Source organism: Extensimonas vulgaris (assembly GCF_003337425.1).
Lineage (GTDB): Bacteria > Pseudomonadota > Gammaproteobacteria > Burkholderiales > Burkholderiaceae_C > Extensimonas > Extensimonas vulgaris.
The window spans coordinates 291231-310626 of record NZ_QPJU01000002.1; the positions used below are offsets into that span (position 1 = coordinate 291231).

16 protein-coding genes are annotated in these 19396 nt (G+C 67.9%); 11 read left to right on the plus strand and 5 right to left on the minus strand.

Translation table 11 applies throughout. The features are described 5' to 3' along the window. Positions 1–149: 149 nt before the first annotated feature. Positions 150–1340 carry a helix-turn-helix domain-containing protein gene (locus DFR45_RS04290; RefSeq protein WP_114482451.1) on the minus strand — a complete coding sequence of 397 codons (1191 nt, stop codon included), beginning with the start codon at positions 1338–1340 and terminating at the stop codon, positions 150–152. A 203-nt stretch (positions 1341–1543) separates the two neighbouring features. Between DFR45_RS04290 and DFR45_RS04295 the strand changes: the two genes are divergently transcribed. The 11 genes from DFR45_RS04295 (at position 1544) to DFR45_RS04345 (ending at position 13929) form a co-directional block, all read left to right on the plus strand. Continuing rightward, positions 1544–2011 (plus strand): (2Fe-2S)-binding protein, encoded by a 468-nt coding sequence (locus DFR45_RS04295; RefSeq protein ID WP_114482452.1) that lies wholly within the window; start codon positions 1544–1546, stop codon positions 2009–2011. Between the two features lie 31 nt (positions 2012–2042). Then, positions 2043–4430 carry a xanthine dehydrogenase family protein molybdopterin-binding subunit gene (locus DFR45_RS04300; RefSeq protein ID WP_114482453.1) on the plus strand — a complete coding sequence of 796 codons (2388 nt, stop codon included), beginning with the start codon at positions 2043–2045 and terminating at the stop codon, positions 4428–4430. Between the two features lie 11 nt (positions 4431–4441). After that, complete coding sequence (locus DFR45_RS04305) at positions 4442–5233, plus strand: FAD binding domain-containing protein (protein ID WP_114482454.1); 792 nt, start codon at positions 4442–4444, stop codon at positions 5231–5233. A 102-nt stretch (positions 5234–5335) separates the two neighbouring features. Further along, positions 5336–6259 carry an AAA family ATPase gene (locus DFR45_RS04310; protein WP_114482455.1) on the plus strand — a complete coding sequence of 308 codons (924 nt, stop codon included), beginning with the start codon at positions 5336–5338 and terminating at the stop codon, positions 6257–6259. A 35-nt stretch (positions 6260–6294) separates the two neighbouring features. Continuing rightward, positions 6295–7599, plus strand: a complete 1305-nt coding sequence (locus DFR45_RS04315) for a vWA domain-containing protein (protein WP_114482456.1) — start codon at positions 6295–6297, stop codon at positions 7597–7599. Positions 7600–7649: 50 nt separating this feature from the next. After that, on the plus strand, positions 7650–8243 hold the full coding sequence (locus DFR45_RS04320; RefSeq protein ID WP_114482457.1) for an SRPBCC family protein: 594 nt from the start codon (positions 7650–7652) through the stop codon (positions 8241–8243). Between the two features lie 52 nt (positions 8244–8295). Then, positions 8296–9387, plus strand: a complete 1092-nt coding sequence (locus tag DFR45_RS04325; RefSeq protein ID WP_114482458.1) for an XdhC family protein — start codon at positions 8296–8298, stop codon at positions 9385–9387. Between the two features lie 111 nt (positions 9388–9498). Beyond that, on the plus strand, positions 9499–9744 hold the full coding sequence (locus tag DFR45_RS04330) for an exodeoxyribonuclease VII small subunit (protein WP_114482459.1): 246 nt from the start codon (positions 9499–9501) through the stop codon (positions 9742–9744). Beyond that, positions 9741–10703, plus strand: a complete 963-nt coding sequence (locus DFR45_RS04335) for a polyprenyl synthetase family protein (RefSeq protein WP_114482460.1) — start codon at positions 9741–9743, stop codon at positions 10701–10703. Before DFR45_RS04330 ends, DFR45_RS04335 begins: the two co-directional genes overlap by 4 nt. 95 nt (positions 10704–10798) lie before the next feature. After that, positions 10799–12706, plus strand: coding sequence for a 1-deoxy-D-xylulose-5-phosphate synthase (dxs, locus tag DFR45_RS04340; protein ID WP_114482461.1), 1908 nt, complete (start codon positions 10799–10801; stop codon positions 12704–12706). A 140-nt stretch (positions 12707–12846) separates the two neighbouring features. Further along, positions 12847–13929, plus strand: a complete 1083-nt coding sequence (locus DFR45_RS04345; RefSeq protein WP_114482462.1) for a TRAP transporter substrate-binding protein — start codon at positions 12847–12849, stop codon at positions 13927–13929. A 105-nt stretch (positions 13930–14034) separates the two neighbouring features. Here DFR45_RS04345 and DFR45_RS04350 read toward each other — a convergent pair whose 3' ends face one another. The 4 genes from DFR45_RS04350 to DFR45_RS04365 all read right to left on the minus strand — a co-directional run bounded on the left by DFR45_RS04350 (position 14035) and on the right by DFR45_RS04365 (position 18996). After that, the gene (locus DFR45_RS04350) at positions 14035–15864 is read right to left on the minus strand and encodes a TRAP transporter large permease (protein WP_114482463.1); all 1830 of its coding nucleotides are present in this window, start codon (positions 15862–15864) and stop codon (positions 14035–14037) included. Positions 15865–15885: 21 nt separating this feature from the next. After that, positions 15886–16503 carry a TRAP transporter small permease subunit gene (locus DFR45_RS04355; protein ID WP_114482464.1) on the minus strand — a complete coding sequence of 206 codons (618 nt, stop codon included), beginning with the start codon at positions 16501–16503 and terminating at the stop codon, positions 15886–15888. A 194-nt stretch (positions 16504–16697) separates the two neighbouring features. Next, on the minus strand, positions 16698–18395 hold the full coding sequence (locus DFR45_RS04360; RefSeq protein ID WP_114482465.1) for an ABC1 kinase family protein: 1698 nt from the start codon (positions 18393–18395) through the stop codon (positions 16698–16700). Positions 18396–18471: 76 nt separating this feature from the next. Then, on the minus strand, positions 18472–18996 hold the full coding sequence (locus tag DFR45_RS04365) for a bactofilin family protein (protein WP_114482466.1): 525 nt from the start codon (positions 18994–18996) through the stop codon (positions 18472–18474). Positions 18997–19396 lie beyond the last annotated feature (400 nt).

The window sequence follows — 19396 nt, forward strand, 5'->3', positions numbered from 1 at the left end:
ACTCCCCACAGGGAGGATGCGCCGTGCATCTGGACAATGAAACCGGCAGGAGCACTGGCCACCTGCCGGCAAGGGGATGGGATTGTAGCCAGTAGGGTTATTTCGGGGGCGATTCCCGTAGCGCGCGTGCGTGAATTGGCGGGATTTTGTTATGGGAGTTGCTTTTTGGGCACGCCAAGTTTGCGATAAACCGTGGCCCGGCTGATGCCCAGGGCCCGCGCCGCCTGCGCGACGTTGCCGCGTGCAGCCCAGACGGCCTGGCGGATCAGCGCCGTTTCAGTTTCGCGCAGCGGCGCGGGCGCGACGGCTGCGGTTTCGGCGTTGGCACCAGACGCACCGGGCGGTACGGGCAGGGAAACGAGCGTGCGTTTGGGAGCGGCCGGCAGTGCCAGGCCGTGCAGGCGCAGGCCCGACCAGAGCGGCAGTTCGAGCGCTGCGGGCCCGTGCCGTGCGGCCTGACCAGCCGCATCCCGCAACATGCCCCAGGGGAGCGCGCAGAGGTGGCTCCAGTGCAAGGCAGTGCCCGGCGGCAGTTGGGGCAGCGGCATGAGTTGGCGCGCCATGCCGTTGCTGCCGAGCACCTGGCCGTCGGCGTCGAGCGCGAGCAAACCATCGCCTTCACCGCCAAGCGGGCAGCCGGGCCAGTTCAGGCGCAGCAGCAGGTTGTGTGGCTGCTGTTGCAGCAACGCGTCTTCGATTGCGCGCGCCGAACGTGTCGCAAGGTGGCGCAGCTCGGGGCGCTCGGGCACATCGACGCCGGTCAGGTCGAGCATGCCCATGCAGCGCCCCCAGGGGTCGAACAGCGGTGCGCCGGCGCAGCTATAGCAAGTGTTGTCCTCGAAAAAGTGCTCGCCACGGTGCAGCCACACGGCTTGCCGCTCGGTCAGCGCCGCGCCTATGGCCGTGGTGCCCACGGCGGCCTCGGACAGGTCGATGCCCACACGCGCGATGGCATGTGCCCGCGGATCACTGTTCCCCTGCAGGCCCTGCACCGCAAGCACGATGCCGCGCGCGTCGGTCAGCAGGGCAAAGTAGTGCATGCCGATGATGGTGCGCGCCAGCTGCTCGAGCACGGGCCGCGCCGCCTGCAGCAAGCCATGGTGCTGCTCGTGGATGCGGCGCAAGGCGGTGGCACTCACGGCGTCGAACACCACGCGCTGCGTGGGCTGCAGGCCGCTGGACAGGCAGCGCTGCCACGAGCGCGCGATCCAGGGCTCCATGCCCGCAGCAGCGGCCAGCATGGCACCGGCATTTGCGCCAGGCGCGTCGCGCAGCGCCTGGCGTGCCTGCGCGACGAGTGCGCAGCGATCGGTGGACGATGGCGGGGCGATGACGGACATCCGGGCCTCTCGAAGGTGTGAAGTGCTGGGCAGCGGGGCGGGGAAAGATCATGCCCAGCCGCAGCGTGCGGTTTGTCGCATTTTGAGAATATCCGCGCAGACCCCAAGGAAATTCAGGGTTTTCCCCCGAAAACCGGCGCACGGACGCGGCCCACAATGGCAGGCGATTCACCCCGTCCCACCCGCTTCGAGGAGACCAACCGATGCAAGTCCAGTTCACCGTCAACGGGCGCGCCGCCAGTGTCGATGTGCCCCCCAACACCCTGCTCGTGCACGCGCTGCGCGAGCAGCTCGCGCTCACCGGCACGCACGTAGGCTGCGACACCAGCCAGTGCGGCGCCTGCACGGTGCTCGTCAACGGCCGCGCCGTGAAGTCCTGCGCGATGCTGGCCGTGCAGGCACAGGGCGCCGAGGTGCAGACCATCGAGGGCCTGGCCGCGCCCGACGGCACGCTGCACCCCATGCAGGCCGCGTTCAAGGAGTGCCACGGCCTGCAGTGCGGCTTTTGCACGCCGGGCATGGTGATGAGCGCAGTGGACTTGGTCAAACACCACCCGCAGGCCAGCGAGGCCGAGATCCGCGAGCTGCTCGAAGGCAACCTGTGCCGCTGCACGGGCTACCAGAACATCGTGCGCGCGGTGCAGCAGGGCCGCGAGGCCATGGGCGCCTGAACCCACCCACCACCTTTCAAGGAGATCAGACATGGGTGCTTCCGACTTTTCCCGCCTGCCGCACATCGGCGAATCCGTGCGCCGCAAGGAGGACTACCGCTTCCTCACGGGCGCAGGCCAGTACACCGACGACATCACGCTGGCCGCGCAAAGCTACGCCGTGTTCGTGCGCTCGCCGCATGCGCACGCCAAGATCAACAGCATCAACACCGACGCCGCCAAGGCCGCGCCCGGCGTGCTTGCCGTATTCACGGGTGCGGACGTCGCTGCCGACAAGATCAACGGCCTGCCCTGCGGCTGGCTCATCACGAGCACCGACGGCCAGCCCATGAAGGAGCCCACGCACCCCATCCTGGCGCAGGGCAAGGTGCGCCACGTGGGCGACCAGGTGGCCATGGTGGTGGCGCTCACGCAGCAGCAGGCGCGCGATGCAGCCGAGCTCGTCGAGGTCGATTACGACGTGCTGCCCGCCGTGGTCAACGTGGCTGACGCCGCAGCGGGCGCGGTGCCCGGCGCCGTGGTGCACGACGAGGCGCCCGACAACCGTTGCTTCCAGTGGGCCATTGGCGACAAGGCCGCGGTCGATGCAGCGTTTGCGGGCGCGGCGCACGTCACGCGCCTGGACCTCGTGAACAACCGCCTGATCCCCAACGCCATGGAGCCGCGCGCCGCGATCGGCGCCTACAGCCGCGCGAGCGACGAATACACGCTCTACGTGGCCAACCAGAACCCGCACGTCGAGCGCCTGTTGCTCACGGCCTTCGTGATGGGCCTGCCCGAGCACAAGGTGCGCGTGATCGCGCCCGACGTGGGCGGCGGCTTCGGCTCCAAAATTTATCTCTACGCCGAGGACGTGTGCGTGACCTGGGCCGCGAAAAAGCTCAACCGCAGCGTCAAATGGGTGGCCGAGCGCAGCGAATCCTTCGTGAGCGACGCGCACGGGCGCGACCACGTGAGCCACGCCGAAATGGCCATGGACAAGGACGGCAAGTTCCTCGCACTGCGCGTGCACACGCACGCCAACCTGGGCGCATACCTTTCGACCTTCTCCACCGTGGTGCCCACCATCCTGTACGCCACGCTGCTCGCAGGCCAGTACGGCACACCGCAGATCTTTGCGCAGGTCGATGGCTGGTTTACCCACACCGTGCCCGTCGATGCCTACCGCGGCGCAGGCCGGCCCGAGGCGACCTACCTGATAGAGCGTCTGGTGTCGCGCTGCGCCTGGGAGATGGGCCTGTCGCAGGACGAAATCCGCAAGCGCAACTTCATTACGCAGTTTCCCTACCAGACGCCGGTGGCGCTGCAGTACGACACGGGCGACTTCCACGCCTGCATGAACAAGGCGCAGGAGCTCGCCGACGTGGCCGGCTTCGAAGCGCGCAAGGCTGCGAGCGCCGCCAAAGGTCTGCTGCGCGGCATAGGCTACAGCAGCTACATCGAAGCCTGCGGCCTCGCGCCGAGCAACATCGCGGGGGCGCTGGGTGCGCGCGCGGGCCTGTTCGAGGCCGGCGAGGTGCGCGTGCACCCCACGGGCAGCGTGACGGTGTTCACCGGCTCGCACAGCCACGGCCAGGGGCACGAGACCACCTTCGCGCAGGTGGTGGCGGCGCGCCTGGGCATCCCGGTCGAAAACGTCGATATCGTGCACGGCGACACCGGGCGCGTGCCCTTCGGCATGGGCACCTACGGATCGCGCTCGCTCAGCGTGGGCGGCTCGGCGATCATGAAGGCGCTCGACAAGATCGAGGCCAAGGCCAAGAAGATCGCCGCGCACCTGCTCGAAGCGAGCGATGCCGACATCGACTTCCAGGGTGGCGAATTCATCGTGCGCGGCACCGACAAGAAGATCCCCTTCGCGCAGGTCGCGCTCACCGCTTACGTGCCGCACAACTACCCGCTCGACAAGCTCGAGCCGGGCCTGAATGAAACCGCGTTCTACGATCCGACCAACTTCACCTTCCCCGCGGGCACCTACATCTGCGAGGTCGAGGTGGACCCGGCCACGGGCGCCACGCGCGTCGATCGCTTCACCGCGGTCGATGACTTCGGCGTCATCATCAACCCCATGATCGTCGAAGGCCAGGTGCACGGCGGGCTGGTGCAAGGCATCGGCCAGGCGCTGCTCGAAAACTGTGTGTACGACCGCGAAACCGGCCAGCTGCTCACGGGCAGCTACATGGACTACGCGATGCCGCGCGCGGACGACTTCCCCAACTTCCAGCTCGGCCACGTGTGCACGCCCTGCACGCACAACCCGCTGGGCTCCAAGGGCTGCGGCGAGGCGGGGGCGATCGGCTCGCCGCCCGCGGTCATCAACGCCGTGCTCGACGCCCTGCGGCCGCTGGGTGTCAAAGACTTCGACATGCCCGCATCGCCGCACCGCGTGTGGCAAGCCATCCAGAACGCCAAAGCCTGAGGAGAACCCGCATGTACGCCTTCACCTACGAAACCCCCGCCAGCGTGGCCGAGGCGGCCAGCCTGGCCGCGGCCGGCGGCAAACCCATCGCCGGCGGGCAGAGCCTGCTGCCCTCGATGCGCCTGCGCCTGGCCAACCCGGAGCGCATCGTCGACCTCAACGGCATCGCCGAACTCGCCGGCATCCGCCGCGAGGGCCAGGCGCTGCGCATAGGCGCCATGACGCACCACATGGACGTGGCCGCGAGCGCCGAGGTGCAGTCGGCCATCCCTGCGCTGGCGTACCTTGCCGCCCACATCGGCGACCGCCAGGTGCGCGCGCGCGGCACGTTGGGCGGCTCGGTGGCCAACAACGACCCGGCAGCCTGCTACCCGAGCGCCGTGCTGGGCCTGGGCGCCACCGTGATCACGAACCGGCGCGAGATCGCCGCGGACGACTTCTTCCTCGGCATGTACGCCACGGCGCTTGAGGAAGGCGAGCTGATCACCGCGATCCGCTTCCCCATCCCGCAGCGCGCGGCCTACCTCAAGTTCAAGCAGCCGGCCTCGCGCTTTTCGCTCGTGGGCGTGTTCGCGGCGCAGACGGCGGGTGGCGTGCGCGTGGCCGTCACGGGCGCCGCGGGCTGCGTGTTCCGCCACGCGGGGCTGGAGGCGGCGCTGAACCAGCGCTTCACGCCCGAGTCCGCCGCCGCGGTGAAAATCGACGCGAGCGAGCTCAACGCCGACATCCACGCCAGCGCCGAATACCGCGCGCAGCTCATCAGCGTGCTGACGCAGCGCGCCGTGGCGCAGATGCTGGGGTGAGCCCTTGCATGCACCGGGGGTACTGCACAGCCGTTGAAATTTAAGCAAAATAGCCGTTTTGTGCAGATGTAGCAAGCGCTAGCAGCTATTAAAAAGTAAGCAATGCAAGCCCCCGCCCCCCTACCACAACCCCTCAGCGTCGATGCCCTGCTGCACGCCCTGCAAGCCGAGGGCTACTTTGCCGACCGGCGCCTGGCCACCGCGGTGTTCCTGGCGTTGCGGCTGCAGCGCCCGCTGCTGCTCGAAGGCGAGCCTGGCGTCGGCAAGACGGCGCTTGCGCAGGCGCTCGCGCGCGTGCTGGCGCGCAGCCTGATCCGGCTGCAGTGCTACGACGGCCTCGAGCAGCGCGAGGCGCTGTACGAGTGGAACTACGCCGCGCAGCTCTTGCACATGCGCGCCGCCGAAGGCCGCAGCGGCGCCGACACCGCGCAGCTCGAGCGCGAGGTCTATCAGGAGCGCTACCTCATCCGCCGCCCGCTGCTGCAGGCGCTGCAGGCGCCCGCGCCCGGCGCGCTGCTGCTGATCGACGAGGTCGATCGGGCCGACGAGCCTTTCGAGGCCTTTTTGCTCGAATACCTCGGCGAGTACCAGGTCAGCATCCCGGAGCTTGGCACCATCCGCGCCCAGGCCACGCCCGTGACCATCCTCACGAGCAACCGCACGCGCGACCTGCACGACGCCGTCAAGCGCCGCTGCCTGTACCTCTGGCTCGACTACCCCGAGCGCGAGCGCGAGCTCGCCATCGTGCGTGCGCAGGTGCCCGGGGCGAGCGCGGCGCTCGCGGCGCAGGTGGCCGACTTCGTGGCGCGGCTGCGCAGCCAGCCTTTTGCCGACGCCTTCCAGCGCGTGCCCGGCATCGCCGAGAGCGTCGAATGGGCCAAGGCGCTCGTTGCGCTCGACACGCTGGTCGTCGATCCCGAAGTGGTGCGCGACACCGCGGGCGTGCTCTTCAAGCAGCGCGAGGACGTGGCCGCGCTCACGCAGGACATGGCCGCCGCGCTGCTGCAGCCCGTAGAAGCCGTGTGAGGCACCATGTCGGGGTGCAGCGCAGGAGCAAGGCGATGACGGGCTTTTCGCAGGGAATCCAAGCCGCAGCCGAAGCCCGAGCGGGGGGCCGAGCTGAGGCCGAGGGTGGGCCTGATCGGGCGGGCTATGGCGCGCCAGCGCCTGCGGTGTCCCAGCTCGGCGACGCGCGCCGCGGCAAGCTCGCCGAGAACCTCGCCGGTTTTGGCCGCGCGCTGCGCCGCGCCGGTGTGCGCGTCGATGCCGCGCGCATGGCCTTGGCGCAGCAGGCGCTGTTGCTCGTGGGGCTGGAGCGCGCGGACTTTCGCGCCGCGCTCGAGGCCGTGTTCGTGAGCCGCGCCGAAGACCGCGCGGTGTTCCACGAGCTGTTCGACCTGTATTTCCGCAACCCCGAAGTCGCGCAGAAACTGCTCGCGCAAATGCTGCCGCGCGGCCCTGCCCCGGCACCCGCACCGCCCCGGCGCCCGCGCGTGGCCGAGGCGCTCGCGCCCTTGCAGGCAGCGCGCGCGGCGCCGCCACCCGCGGACGACAAGTTCGAGCTCGACGCCGCGCTGGCCCCAAGCACACTGCAGCGCCTGCGCCAGGCCGACTTTGCGCAGCTCTCGGCGAGCGAATATCGCCTCGTGGAGCGCCTGGCGCGCGAGATTGCGCTGCCGCTGCCGCAGTACGCCGCGCGGCGCACGCGCCCCGGCCCGCGCGGCGCGCGCCTGCACTGGCCCGGCGCGCTGCGCCGCGCCACGCGCCACGGTGGCGAAATCGTGCAGCTGCCGCGCCTTGCGCGCCAGGCGCGCCCCTTGCCGCTGCTGGTGCTCGTCGATGTGTCGGGCTCGATGGAGCGCTACGCGCGCCTGCTGCTCGCCTTTTTGCATGCGGCCACGGCATCGGGTGGCGCGCAAGGCGCGCTGCGGCGCGACGTGTTCGCCTTCGGCACCGACCTGACCGACCTCACGCCCGCGTTCCGCCAGGCCGACACCGACGCCATGCTCGCCGCGGCGGGCCGCGCCATCACCGACTTTGCGGGCGGCACGCGCATGGGGGCGAGCCTGGCGCAGCTGCGCACGCGGCACGCGCGCCGCCTCGTCGGGCGGCGCACGCTGGTGCTGCTCATCAGCGACGGCCTGGACACCGGCGCGCCCGCGCTGCTCGAACAAGAGCTTGCCTGGCTGCGGCGCCACAGCGCGCGCATGCTGTGGCTCAATCCGCTGCTGCGCTTTGCCGACTACAAGCCCAGCGCGCGCGGCGCCACGGTGCTGCACCGCCAGGCGCACGCCATGCTCGCCGTGCACAACCTCGAACACCTGCAGCAGCTCGCCGCGAGCCTCGCGCGCCTGCTGCGTGCATAGATTCACTGCATCGCCGATCATCCAAATTTCTTGCAATAAAGGAAAAAATCATGGAAATGCAAGCCAGCCGCACCCTCGCCGTGAGCCAGCAACAGGCCTGGGATGCGCTCAACGACCCCGAGGTGCTCAAACTGTGCATCCCCGGCTGCGAAAAGATCGAAGCCACGGGCGAGAACCAGTTCAGCGTCGCGCAGGCGCTCAAGATCGGTCCGGTGTCGGCCAAGTTCGCGGGCAAGATCAAGCTCTCGGACATCGTCGCGCCGCAAAGCTACACGCTCGCCTTCGAAGGCTCGGGCGGCGTGGCGGGCTTCGGCAAGGGTACGGCGCAGGTGCAGCTCGCAGCGCTGCCGCCCGACGAATCCGGGCGGCCGCGCTGCGAGCTGCGCTACACCGTGCACGCCACCGTGGGCGGCAAGATCGCGCAGCTGGGCCAGCGCCTGATCGACGGCGCGGCCAAGTCCATGGCCGAGGACTTTTTCCAGCGCTTCGACGAAGAGCTGCAGCGCCGCTACCCGGCGCCCGCTGCCGCAGCGGCGGCCCCGGCGCCGGTCCCCGCGCCGGCTGCGGGCGGCATCCCGACCTGGGTCTGGGCCGTGGGCGGCGCCGTGGTGGTGCTGCTGCTCGTCTGGTGGTTCGCGAAGTGAGCCCTCCTGACCGATGGCTTGGTGCACAAATGCGTGACTGAAGGAGCGAACGATGGAAAACCTCGATCTCGTGGTGCTGCGCAGCCTGCACGGCTGGCGCGCAGCGGGCCGGCATGCGCTGCTGGCCACGGTGGTGCGCACCTGGGGCTCGTCGCCGCGGCCCGTGGGCTCGATCATGGCGCTGTGCGAAGACGGCGCGGTGGTCGGCTCGGTTTCGGGCGGCTGCATCGAAGACGACCTCATCGCGCGCTACACCAGCCGCTACCAGCGGCCTGCAGCGGCGCAGGCGCCCGCGCCGCAACAGGGCCAAGACCCGCACCGCATCGCGCCCGGCGCGCCCGAATTCGTCAAATACGGCATCAGCGCCGACGAGGCGCACCGCTTCGGCCTGCCCTGCGGCGGCACGCTGGAGCTGCTGCTCGAATACGACCCCGCGCCCGCGCCGCTGGGTGAGCTGATCGCCGCGCTCGACGCGGGGCGGCTCGTGCAGCGCAGCGTGCGCCTGGCCGACGGCGCGGTCACGCTCACGCCCGCCGCCGCGCCTGCCGCGCTGACGCTGGACGCGCAGCAGCTCACCAATACCTTCGGCCCCGGCTACCGCATGCTCTTGATCGGCGCGGGCCAGCTCGCCGAATACCTCGCCACCATGGCGCTGTTCTGCGGCTTCGCCGTCACGGTCTGCGACCCGCGCGAGGAATACCGCAGCGCCTTCCAGGTGCCCGGCGCCACCCTCGTGACCGACATGCCCGACGACGTGGTGCAGGCCTTCAAGCCCGACCGGCGCAGCTGCGTGGTTGCGCTCACGCACGACCCCAAGCTCGACGACCTCGCGCTCATCGAGGCGCTGCAGACCGAGGCTTTCTACATCGGCGGCATAGGCTCGCGCCGCAACAACGCCGCACGCCGCGCGCGCCTGATCGAGCACTTCGGCCAGACCGAAGAGAGTCTGCGCCGCCTGCGCGGCCCGATCGGCATCTACATCGGCAGCAAGACGCCGCCCGAAATCGCCGTGAGCGTGATGGCCGAAATCCTGGCCGTGAAAAACGGCGTCACCCTGCCGCGCGACCTCGACGTGGCGCAAGCCAAGGACCTGCGCGAGCTCGCGCACAACGACCCGGGCGGGCAGGTCTGCGGGGTGGGGTAGGCATCGGTGGCGTGCTGGCGTTGGCGTTTGCAGCGCGATGCCCTGGCGCCATGCGTTCTTGAGGCAGCGGTCTAGAATCGCCGTTTTCATCCCGGCCAGCCCTTCTTGCCCATGCCTCAGGCCCTTGCAACCGCTTCTTCTTCCGACACCATGCCCGCGAGCTATGAAGCCGCGCTCGCGGAGCTCGAACAGCTCGTGGCGCGCATCGAATCGGGGCAGCTGCCGCTCGAAGACATGCTCGCGGCATACCAGCGCGGTGCGGCGCTGCTGGCCTTTTGCCGATCCCGGCTCGAAGCCGTGCAGGAGCAGATCAAGGTGCTCGACGGCGGCCAGCTGCAACCCTGGACGCAGGAATGAGCCGCGTGCAAGTCGCCAAGCCCCCGGAATTTGTGCTCGACGCCTGGAGCCGCGCCGAGCTCGCGCGCGTGGAACAGGCGTTGTCGCAATGGGTGGGCGTGGACGCGCCCGATGGTCTGGGTGAGGCCATGCGCTACGCCGTGCTCGGTGGCGGCAAGCGCCTGCGCGCATTGCTCGTGCGCGCGGCGTTCGAGGCCATGCGCAGCGGCGCGGCCACGCAGGACGAAAAAACGCAGGCTGCGCTCGAAGACATGGCGCTGCGCGCGGCCTGCGCGGTGGAGTTGATCCACGCCTATTCGCTCGTGCACGACGACATGCCCTGCATGGACGACGACGTGCTGCGCCGTGGCAAGCCCACGGTGCACGTGCAGTATGGCGAGGCGCTGGCGCTGCTCGCAGGCGACGCGCTGCAGGCGTTTGCCTTTGAGCTGCTCACGCCCGACGATGGGCGCGCTGGCGCCGAGGTGCAGGCCGCACTGTGCCGCCTGCTTGCGCGCGCTGCGGGTTCCGCGGGCATGGCGGGCGGGCAGGCCATAGACCTCGCGAGCGTGGGGCGCACGCTCGACCTCGCGCAGCTGCGCCGCATGCACGAGCTCAAGACGGGTGCGCTGCTGCAGGCCAGCGTGCTCATGGGTGCGGCCTGCGGCGCCGGTGCGATGCTGTCGCACGCACCCGCGTGGGTCGCTCTGGCGCGCTACGGCGCTGCGCTGGGCTTGGCTTTCCAGGTGGTCGATGACATTCTGGACGTGACCGCCGACTCGGCCACGCTGGGCAAAACCGCGGGCAAGGACGCCGCGCACGGCAAGCCGACCTACGTCTCGCTGCTCGGCCTGGCGGGCGCGCAGGCGCAGGCACAACAGCTGCTCACCGAGGCGCAGGCCGCGCTCGAAGCCAGCAGCCTGCCCGACACGCGCGCCCTCGCGGCGCTCGCCGAGATGGTGGTGTGCCGCTCCTCCTGAACACTGAAGGCGCCATGCAGTCCTTCAAATGTTTATGTCAAATTGGCCTCTAACGCTTATCCCATAAGCGCAAGCAGCTATTAAAAAAGTAGGATATGTCCCAGTCACCTTACGCTTTGCTGCAGACCATCGATGACCCGGCAGACCTGCGCCGTCTGCCGCGCGCGGAGCTCAAGCGCCTGGCTGCCGAGCTGCGCGCCTTCGTGCTCGACAGCGTCTCCAAGACCGGCGGGCACCTGAGCTCCAACCTCGGCACGGTGGAGCTGACCATCGCGCTGCACTACGTCTTCGACACGCCGCACGACCGCCTGGTGTGGGACGTGGGGCACCAGACCTACCCGCACAAAATCCTCACGGGCCGGCGCGAGCGCATGGCCACGCTGCGCCAGCTCGGCGGCATCTCGGGCTTTCCGCTGCGCAGCGAAAGCCCTTACGACGCTTTCGGCACCGCGCATTCGAGCACCAGCATCTCGGCGGCGCTGGGCATGGCGATCGCGGCCAAACTCGTGGGCGTGCAGCGCCACTGCGTGGCCGTGATCGGCGACGGCGCCATGACGGCGGGCATGGCTTTCGAGGCGCTCAACAACGCGGGCGTGGCCGAGGCCGACTTGCTCGTCATCCTCAACGACAACGACATGAGCATCAGCCCGCCCGTGGGTGCGCTCAACCGCTACCTCGCGCAGCTCATGAGCGGACATTTCTACGCTGCGGCAAAAAACGTCGGCAAGACCATGCTGCGCCCCGTGCCGCCGCTGCTCGAGCTCGCCAAGCGCTTCGAGCAGCAGGCCAAGGGCATGGTGGTGCCGGCCACGCTGTTCGAGAAATTCGGCTTCAACTACATCGGCCCGATCGACGGCCACGACCTCGATTCGCTGATCCCCACGCTCGAAAACCTCAAGGAGCTCAAAGGCCCGCAGTTTCTGCACGTGGTGACCAAGAAGGGCCAGGGTTACAAGCTCGCCGAGGCCGACCCCGTGGCCTACCACGGCCCCGGCAAGTTCGACCCTGCCGTGGGCCTGGTGCCGCCCGCCGTGGCGCCGCGCCAGACCTTCACGCAGGTGTTCGGCCAGTGGCTGTGCGACATGGCGGCGCAGGACGAGCGCCTCGTGGGCATCACGCCGGCGATGCGCGAAGGCTCGGGCATGGTCGAATTCCACCAGCGCTTTCCCGCACGATTTTTCGACGTGGGCATTGCCGAGCAGCACGCCGTCACTTTTGCCGCGGGCCTGGCCTGCGAGGGCCTCAAGCCCGTGGTGGCGATTTATTCCACCTTCTTGCAGCGCGCCTACGACCAGATGATCCACGACGTGGCGCTGCAAAACCTGCCCGTGGTGTTCGCGCTCGACCGCGCGGGCCTGGTCGGCGCCGATGGCCCCACGCATGCGGGCGCGTACGACATCGCCTTCATCCGCTGCATTCCCAACATGGCGCTGGCCTGCCCGGCCGACGAGCGCGAATGCCGCCAGCTTCTGAGCACCGCGTATGCGCAGAACCACCCCGTGGCCGTGCGCTACCCGCGCGGCGCGGGCGTGGGGGTGGCGCCGCTGTCAGACCTTGAGGGGCTGCCCTTCGGCAAAGGAGAAATCCGCCGCCTGCGCCGCGGCCACGCGGGCGAAGCGCCCGAAACCGCGCCGCGCATCGCCATCCTCGCATTCGGCACGCTGCTGTACCCCGCGCTGCAGGCCGCCGAGGCGCTCGACGCCACGGTGGTCAACATGCGCTGGGCCAAGCCGCTCGACGAAGATCTGCTGCTCGAAGTCGCCGCGAGCCACGACGCGCTCGTGACCGTGGAAGAAGGCGCCATCATGGGCGGCGCGGGCAGCGCCGTCACCGAGGCGCTGAACGCCGCAGGCCTGCTGCGGCCCGTGCTGCAGCTGGGCCTGCCCGACCGCTTCATCGAGCACGGCGACCCGGCCAAGCTGCTCGCGCTGCAGGGCCTGGACGCGGCAGGTATAGAGCGCAGCGTGCGTGCGCGCTTTGAGCTGCCTGCGGCGACGGTGTAAGCGGGCGATGCATTGCACGCCGCTTCGGGGTGAAGACACGGGTTTTCCCGTAGGGCGGATGGGCTGCAGATTTTTACAATCCCTGTTTCGGGGGTTGGCGCGCGGTGCGTACAGCCTATGTTTTTATTCAGGAGAATCTTATGGATCGTCGATCGTTGATCAAAAATGCCGGCATCGCTGGCGTGCTGGCCGCAGGTGCAGCCCCCGCAGTGCACGCCCAGGCGGCGGTGCGCTGGCGCATGGCAGCGAGCTTCCCGAAGTCGCTCGACACCATTTTCGGTAGCGGTGAAAAATTTTCGCAAACCGTCAAGGAACTCTCGGGCGGCAAGTTCGAGGTCTCCGTGCACCCCGCGGGCGAGCTGATGCCGGCATTCGGCGTGGTCGACGCGCTCGAAAAAGACACGATCGAAATGGCGCTGACGGCAGCGTATTACTTTGCCGGCAAGGACCCCATCTTCTCCATGAGCTGCGCCGTGCCCTTTGGCCCGACCACGCTGCAGATGAGCGCCTGGAAAGACCACGGCAACGGTCGCAAGCTGCTCGACGCCTTCTTCGCCAAATACAACTTCCGCACCATGAGCGCGGGCAACACCACCACGCAGATGGGTGGCTGGTACCGCAAGGAAATCAAGACGCCGGCCGACCTCAAGGGGCTCAAGATGCGTCTGGGTGGCGGTATTTTTGGTGAAGCCATGGCCAAGCTGGGCGTGGTGTCGCAAAGCATGCCTGCCGGCGATATTTACCAGGCGCTCGAAAAGGGCACCCTCGACGCCGTGGAGTTCGTCGGCCCTTACGACGACGAAAAGCTGGGCTTCAACAAGGTTGCGCCCTTTTATTACTATCCCGGTTGGTGGGAGGGCAGCGCCGACCTCGAGTTCTTCATCAACAACAAGGCCTTCGAAAAGCTCTCGGCCGAAAACAAGGCCATCGTCAAGGCGGCCGGTGCGGTTGCAGCGGCGGACATGACCGCCAAGTACGGCGCCCTGAACCCGATCGCGCTCAAGCGCCTCGTGGCCAGCGGCACCAAACTCAAAATGTTTCCCAAGCCGGTCATGGATGCGGGCTTCAAGGCCTCCATGGAGGTCTATGACGAGCACTGCGCCAAGTCGCCCGAGTTCAAGAAAATCTACGATGACATGCGCACCTTCCAGCGCGACCAGATTCTGTGGAACCGCTTCTCGGAGTTCCCGTACAACCAATACATGAACACCGTCAAAATCTGAGAGGTTCGAAACAGGGTCTGGGGTCTGGGATACGAACCTTTCCCAGGCGCCGCACAAAAAAGCCGCGACATGTCGCGGCTTTTTTGTGGATCGAAATGCTCGGCGCTATTTCTTCTTCAAGGCATCGTTCATGGCCTTCATCGGGTCGTCGCTTTCTGCGCCGTAGCCCTCTGCACCGGGTGGGGTGGGCTCGGCGGAGCTCGCCGCGGCGGGCGCCTGCGCATCGCTGGCGGCATCCTGAGCGGGCGTGGTCGCGGCGTCGTCGCCCGTGCCGTAGCCGCTGCTGCCCTCCAGGCTTTCCCGCATCTCGGCACCCACGGCGTCCATATCGACCTTGACCTGCGCGTCCAGGCTGCCCGTCACGAGGCCGGGGAAGGTGATCAGCACGCCCACCATGACCAATTGCATCAGCACGAACGGAATCGCGCCCTTGTAGATCTGCATGGTGGTCACGGGCTCCATGCGCTTGCCGGTGGCCTTGTCGATATAAGGCTTTTCGGGCGCCACCGAGCGCAGGAAAAAGAGCGCAAAGCCAAAGGGCGGGTGCATGAACGAGGTTTGCATGTTGACCGCGAGCAGCACGCCAAACCAGATCAGGTCTATGCCCAGCTTGTCCGCCACCGGCCCGAGCAGCGGCACGACGATGAACGAGAGCTCGAAATAGTCGAGGAAAAACGCGAGGAAAAACACCACGAGGTTCGCAAAGATCAGAAAGCCCACCTGCCCGCCGGGCAGGTTGCGCAGCAGCTCCTCCACCCATTTGTGTCCGTCTGCGGCCTGGAACACCATGCTGAACACGGTGGAGCCGATCAGGATGAACATCACGAACGAGGCGAGCTTGGTGGTCGACGCCAGCCCCTGCTTGAGCAAAGACCAGCTCATGCGCCCGCGCAAGGCGGCCATGATCAGCGCGCCCACCGCACCCATGGCACCGCCTTCGGTCGGCGTGGCCACGCCCAGAAAGATGGTGCCCAGCACGAGGAAGATCAGCAGCAGCGGCGGAATCAGCACGAAGGTCACGCGCTCGGCCAGGCGCGACAGCAGGCCGAGCTTGAGCAGGCGGTTGAGCGCCGCGATCAGCCAGGCCACGAACACGCCGCCGCACATGGCGACCACGACTTTTTCGTCGGTGGGCACGACATCGACCGCTTCGCCCTGCCACCAGGTGTGCAATTGCGGCATGTAGTGCGCCATGGCGCCCGCCACCACCGCCGAGATGGCCAGCACCACGAACAGCGAGGGGTAGCCGCTGCTGCCGTTGGGCTCGCGGTAGGTGCGCGCCTCGGGGGGCAGCGCGGGCACCATCGCGGGGCGGAAAATGGCCAGCGCCACCACGAACAACACATAAAAGCCCACCAGGATGAAGGCCGGCAGGAAGGCGCCCTTGTACATGTCGCCCACGCTGCGGCCTAGCTGGTCGGCCATGATGATCAGCACCAGCGACGGCGGGATGATCTGCGCGAGCGTGCCCGAGGCCGCGATCACGCCCGCCGAGACCGGGCGGTTGTAGCCGTAGCGCAGCATGATGGGCAGCGAGATCAGGCCCATGGAGATGACCGACGCCGCGACCACGCCCGTGGTGGCGGCGAGCAGTGCGCCGACGAAGATCACGGCCAGCGCGAGCCCGCCGCGCACGGGGCCGAACACCTGCCCCACCGTGTCGAGCAAGTCCTCGGCCATGCCGCTGCGCTCGAGGATCAGGCCCATGAGCGTGAAAAAGGGCACGGCCAGCAGCGTGTCGTTGGCCATGATGCCGATCAGGCGCTGCGGCAGCCAGGCGACGATGGAGGCCGGAAATACGCCGAGCTCTATGCCTATGAAGCCGAAGAACAGGCCGCAGGCCCCGAGGCTGAAGGCCACGGGAAAGCCCAGCAGCAAAAAGAGAATCAGCCCCGCAAACATGAAGGGGGCGAAGTTGGCGGTCAACAATTCCATGGTGCAGGCTCCTGCCGGGGGTTAGCGAGCGCCGCCGGCAGCGGGCGCGGTGTCGTTGTTCTGGGCGGCGCGCAACAGTTCTTGCGCGAGTTCTTCCTCGGCCGATTTCTCACCCAGGCGCCCCATGGGGTCCGGCCCCTGGCCGCGCAGGTAGGCGACGCGCTTGATCAGCTCCGACCAGCCCTGCAAGAGCAGCAGCGCAAAGCCCACGGGCAGCGCGAGCCACACGGGCCAGCGCACCAGGCCACCGGCATTGGCCGACATTTCGCCTGATTGGAACTTCTCGATCACCATCGGGATGTTCAGGTAGAGCACCACCACGCACAGCGGCGTGAGGAAAAAGGCAAAACCCAGAATGTCTATCCACACCTGCACCTTCTTGGGCAGGCGGCTGTTGAGCACGTCGATGCGCACGTGCTCACGCTGCAGCAGCGTGTAGCCGGCGGCCACCAGAAACGACCAGGCGAACAAGTACCACTGCACTTCGAGCCAGGCGTTGGAGCTGTAGTTGAATACTTTGCGCACCACCGCATTGCCCGCGCTGATGAGGGTGGCGGCAAAAATCAGCCAGATGGCGTATTTGCCGACCTGGGCGTTGAGCCAGTCGATCGCTTTGGATAATTTGAGCAATGCCTGCATGCTGTCTCCTTGGTAAGGCGGTACACGAGCCCGGCCCATCGATCAAGGGGCGCAGTGGGCACGGTCGGACGAACCCCCCATTGTACGAAGCACTGTACGCACCCAACGGGTGGTGCGGTGGCGGTGTTATCCCTGAGGATGCGTGTGCCGGCCCGGCGCGCGCGGCCGAGCAGTCGGGTTCACGCGTGGCGGGTTCACTCATCCTCGCCGCGGTGGCTGCTGCGCCAGATCGCGCGCACCAGCCACAGGCCGCAGACCACGGCCGCCAGGAAGCCCAGGAAGCCGAAGGCCGGCAGCCCGAACAGCGTGGGGCCGCCCCGCACGGTCATGACGATGGACGAGCCGACGATCAGCGCGGCGATCACCAGCGCCATGGCCAGGCGGTTGGCCGAGCGGTCGATCTGGTCGCCCACGCGCTTGAGGTGCGCGACCTCCACGTGCACCTGCACGCGCCCGCGCCGTGCGTTGCGCAGCAGCCGCGTGAGATCTTCGGGCAGGTGTTCCAGCGTGCTCAGGCTGCGGCGCAGCGTCTGCCAGGCACGCCGGCCCACGGCGCGCGGCGTGTAGCGGGCCTGCGCGACCTGCTGCAGCAGCGGCTCGGCCTCGGCGGCCATGTGAAAGTCGGGGTCCAGACCGCGGCCCATGCCTTCGAGCGTGATGAAGGCCTTGATCAGCAGCGCCAGGTCGGAGGGCAGGCCCAGCCGGTGCGTGCGCAGGATCGCAGTGACGTCGGTGAGCATCTGCGCGAGGCTCAGCTGTGCGAGCGGCACGCCCTGGTACTGGTCGACGAAATCCTCGATTTCGGACTCGAGCTGCGACAGGCTCACCGCGTGCGCGTTGCTGGTCCAGTCGAGCAAGACTTCGGCCACCGTGGGCGGCTGCGGCTCCACGAGGCCCAGCAGCAGGTGCAAAAGCTCGTCGCGCCGGCGCTGCGAGAGCCGCCCGACCATGCCGAAGTCGATGAAGGCGATGCGGTTGCCGGGCAGGTAGAACACATTGCCGGGGTGCGGGTCGGCATGGAAAAAGCCGTCCTCGACGATGGTTTTGAGCACTGTGAGTGCTCCGCGGCGCGCCAGCAGCTGACGGTCGAAGCCGGCCTCGGGCGTGAGCTGTTCGAGCGCGTTGCCGGGCACGCCCGCGATGAAGTCCTGCACGTTGATGCGCTCGCCGGTGTAGCGCCAGTGCACACGCGGGATCATGATGTAGGGCAGCGCCGCGAGGTTGGCCGCGATGCGTTCGGCGTTGCGGCATTCGGCCGCGAGATCGAGCTCGCGCCGCAGCGAGCGCGCGAACTCGCGCACCAGCTCCTGCGGGTGGAAGGGCCTGAGGTGGGGCAGCTCGACTTCGGCGAGCGCGGCCAGGCGCTGCAGCAGGCGCAGGTCGGCTTCGATGATTTCGGTGATACCGGGGCGGCGGATCTTGACCACGACCTCGGTGCCGTCGTGCAGCTGTGCGCGGTGCACCTGCGCGATCGAGGCGGCGGCGAGCGGCTCGGGGTCGAAGCGCGCGAACACCTCTTCGGGCTCGCCACCGAGGTCGGCGCGCAGCTGCGGGCGCAGCGCGTCCAGCGGCAGCGCAGGCACGTTGCTGTGCAGCTTTTCGAATTCGGCGATCCAGGGTGGGCTGAACAGGTCGGCGCGACCCGCGAGGATCTGCCCGAACTTGACGAAAGTCGGCCCCAGCTCCTCGAGCGCCAGGCGCACCTGCACGGGCGGCTCGAGCCGCGCCAAATCCGTGGGCAGGTGCCAGTGCAGCTTCGCGCCCGCGCGCTCGAGCTTGTCGGCCAGGCCGAGCCGGCGCACCGTGTCGCCAAAGCCATGGCGCACCAGCACGCCCAGGATTTCCTTGAGGCGTCCCAGATCGCGCGCGGTCTCCAGGGTCTCGATCAGCATGCGGGGATGATAGTGCCCCGGCGTTCGTCAGCAGCTTCTTCAGCAGCTTTGGGCAACGTGCCCCGTGCGCAGTCCGTCAGGCAGCGACGGCATGCGGCCCGGCTTCTGTGCCTGCCGCAGTGCCGGCATGCGCGGGAGTGCCCACGCCGACGCCAACCTCGCCCGCGAGCTGGCCACCTTCTTCGACCACCAGCTTGCCATAACGGATCTTGCCGCTGACTTTGCCCGTGCTGTGGATCACGAGCTTTTGGCGCACGGTGAGCGCGCCGTTGAATTCGCCATGGATTTCCGCGATGTCGATCTCTGCCGAGCCACGAAAGGCGCCTTGTGCAGCGATGTGGATCACGCGCGAGTCCATGGTGGCTTCGACCGTACCCTCGACCACCAAGGTGTCGCAATCGGTGATTTCGACCCCTTTGAGCTTGATGTTGGGCCCGACGATGAGCTTGCTGCCCTGGCTGTCGGGCGCGGTTTTGGACATTGCGGCGCCGGCGCTTGCCGGCGCCGGCGCGCTGGAAGTGCCCGTGGCGGGCATGGTGCTGTGGCGCGATGCAAACGCATCGGGTTCACGTTTGCCGAAAAAGGGGGATTGCACGGCCATCGGTTCTCCTCGAAAAAGAACCTTCATCGTAGGCGCCGCGCCCCTTGGGAGTCCTGCCGCAACGCGCAAAAGCGGTAAGCAAAGCGCTCGGTCGTTGCATGCGCTTACAAGCCTTGCGCTAGTGCAGTGTTTGATGCTTGATGCGACAAATAAAACCGATGGATTTTTGGTCTGGGCAAGGCGCAAACCGCAGCGATACCGGGTGGTATTGCGAGGATTTGCAACGCGGCCCGGGCCGAAAAGACGCGGTTTTATGTCGCAGATAGCGTCGAACACTGCACTAGGAGCCTGTCGGACTTTGGAATCGTCGGCTGCGAATGCGCCGCAGCGGCCCATTTTTTACCGTCTTCTTGCCCCATAGCACCACTATGGGGCTGCGAATCCGGCAAAAACTGGCCTC

What these genes read in the sequence shown, in the direction of transcription:
- DFR45_RS04290 (WP_114482451.1), bottom strand. Translation starts at nt 1,340, where the DNA reads ATGTCCGTCATCGCCCCGCCATCGTCCACCGATCGCTGCGCACTCGTC.
- DFR45_RS04295 (WP_114482452.1), top strand. Translation starts at nt 1,544, where the DNA reads ATGCAAGTCCAGTTCACCGTCAACGGGCGCGCCGCCAGTGTCGATGTG.
- DFR45_RS04300 (WP_114482453.1), top strand. Translation starts at nt 2,043, where the DNA reads ATGGGTGCTTCCGACTTTTCCCGCCTGCCGCACATCGGCGAATCCGTG.
- DFR45_RS04305 (WP_114482454.1), top strand. Translation starts at nt 4,442, where the DNA reads ATGTACGCCTTCACCTACGAAACCCCCGCCAGCGTGGCCGAGGCGGCC.
- DFR45_RS04310 (WP_114482455.1), top strand. Translation starts at nt 5,336, where the DNA reads ATGCAAGCCCCCGCCCCCCTACCACAACCCCTCAGCGTCGATGCCCTG.
- DFR45_RS04315 (WP_114482456.1), top strand. Translation starts at nt 6,295, where the DNA reads ATGACGGGCTTTTCGCAGGGAATCCAAGCCGCAGCCGAAGCCCGAGCG.
- DFR45_RS04320 (WP_114482457.1), top strand. Translation starts at nt 7,650, where the DNA reads ATGGAAATGCAAGCCAGCCGCACCCTCGCCGTGAGCCAGCAACAGGCC.
- DFR45_RS04325 (WP_114482458.1), top strand. Translation starts at nt 8,296, where the DNA reads ATGGAAAACCTCGATCTCGTGGTGCTGCGCAGCCTGCACGGCTGGCGC.
- DFR45_RS04330 (WP_114482459.1), top strand. Translation starts at nt 9,499, where the DNA reads ATGCCTCAGGCCCTTGCAACCGCTTCTTCTTCCGACACCATGCCCGCG.
- DFR45_RS04335 (WP_114482460.1), top strand. Translation starts at nt 9,741, where the DNA reads ATGAGCCGCGTGCAAGTCGCCAAGCCCCCGGAATTTGTGCTCGACGCC.
- dxs (WP_114482461.1), top strand. Translation starts at nt 10,799, where the DNA reads ATGTCCCAGTCACCTTACGCTTTGCTGCAGACCATCGATGACCCGGCA.
- DFR45_RS04345 (WP_114482462.1), top strand. Translation starts at nt 12,847, where the DNA reads ATGGATCGTCGATCGTTGATCAAAAATGCCGGCATCGCTGGCGTGCTG.
- DFR45_RS04350 (WP_114482463.1), bottom strand. Translation starts at nt 15,864, where the DNA reads ATGGAATTGTTGACCGCCAACTTCGCCCCCTTCATGTTTGCGGGGCTG.
- DFR45_RS04355 (WP_114482464.1), bottom strand. Translation starts at nt 16,503, where the DNA reads ATGCAGGCATTGCTCAAATTATCCAAAGCGATCGACTGGCTCAACGCC.
- DFR45_RS04360 (WP_114482465.1), bottom strand. Translation starts at nt 18,395, where the DNA reads ATGCTGATCGAGACCCTGGAGACCGCGCGCGATCTGGGACGCCTCAAG.
- DFR45_RS04365 (WP_114482466.1), bottom strand. Translation starts at nt 18,996, where the DNA reads ATGGCCGTGCAATCCCCCTTTTTCGGCAAACGTGAACCCGATGCGTTT.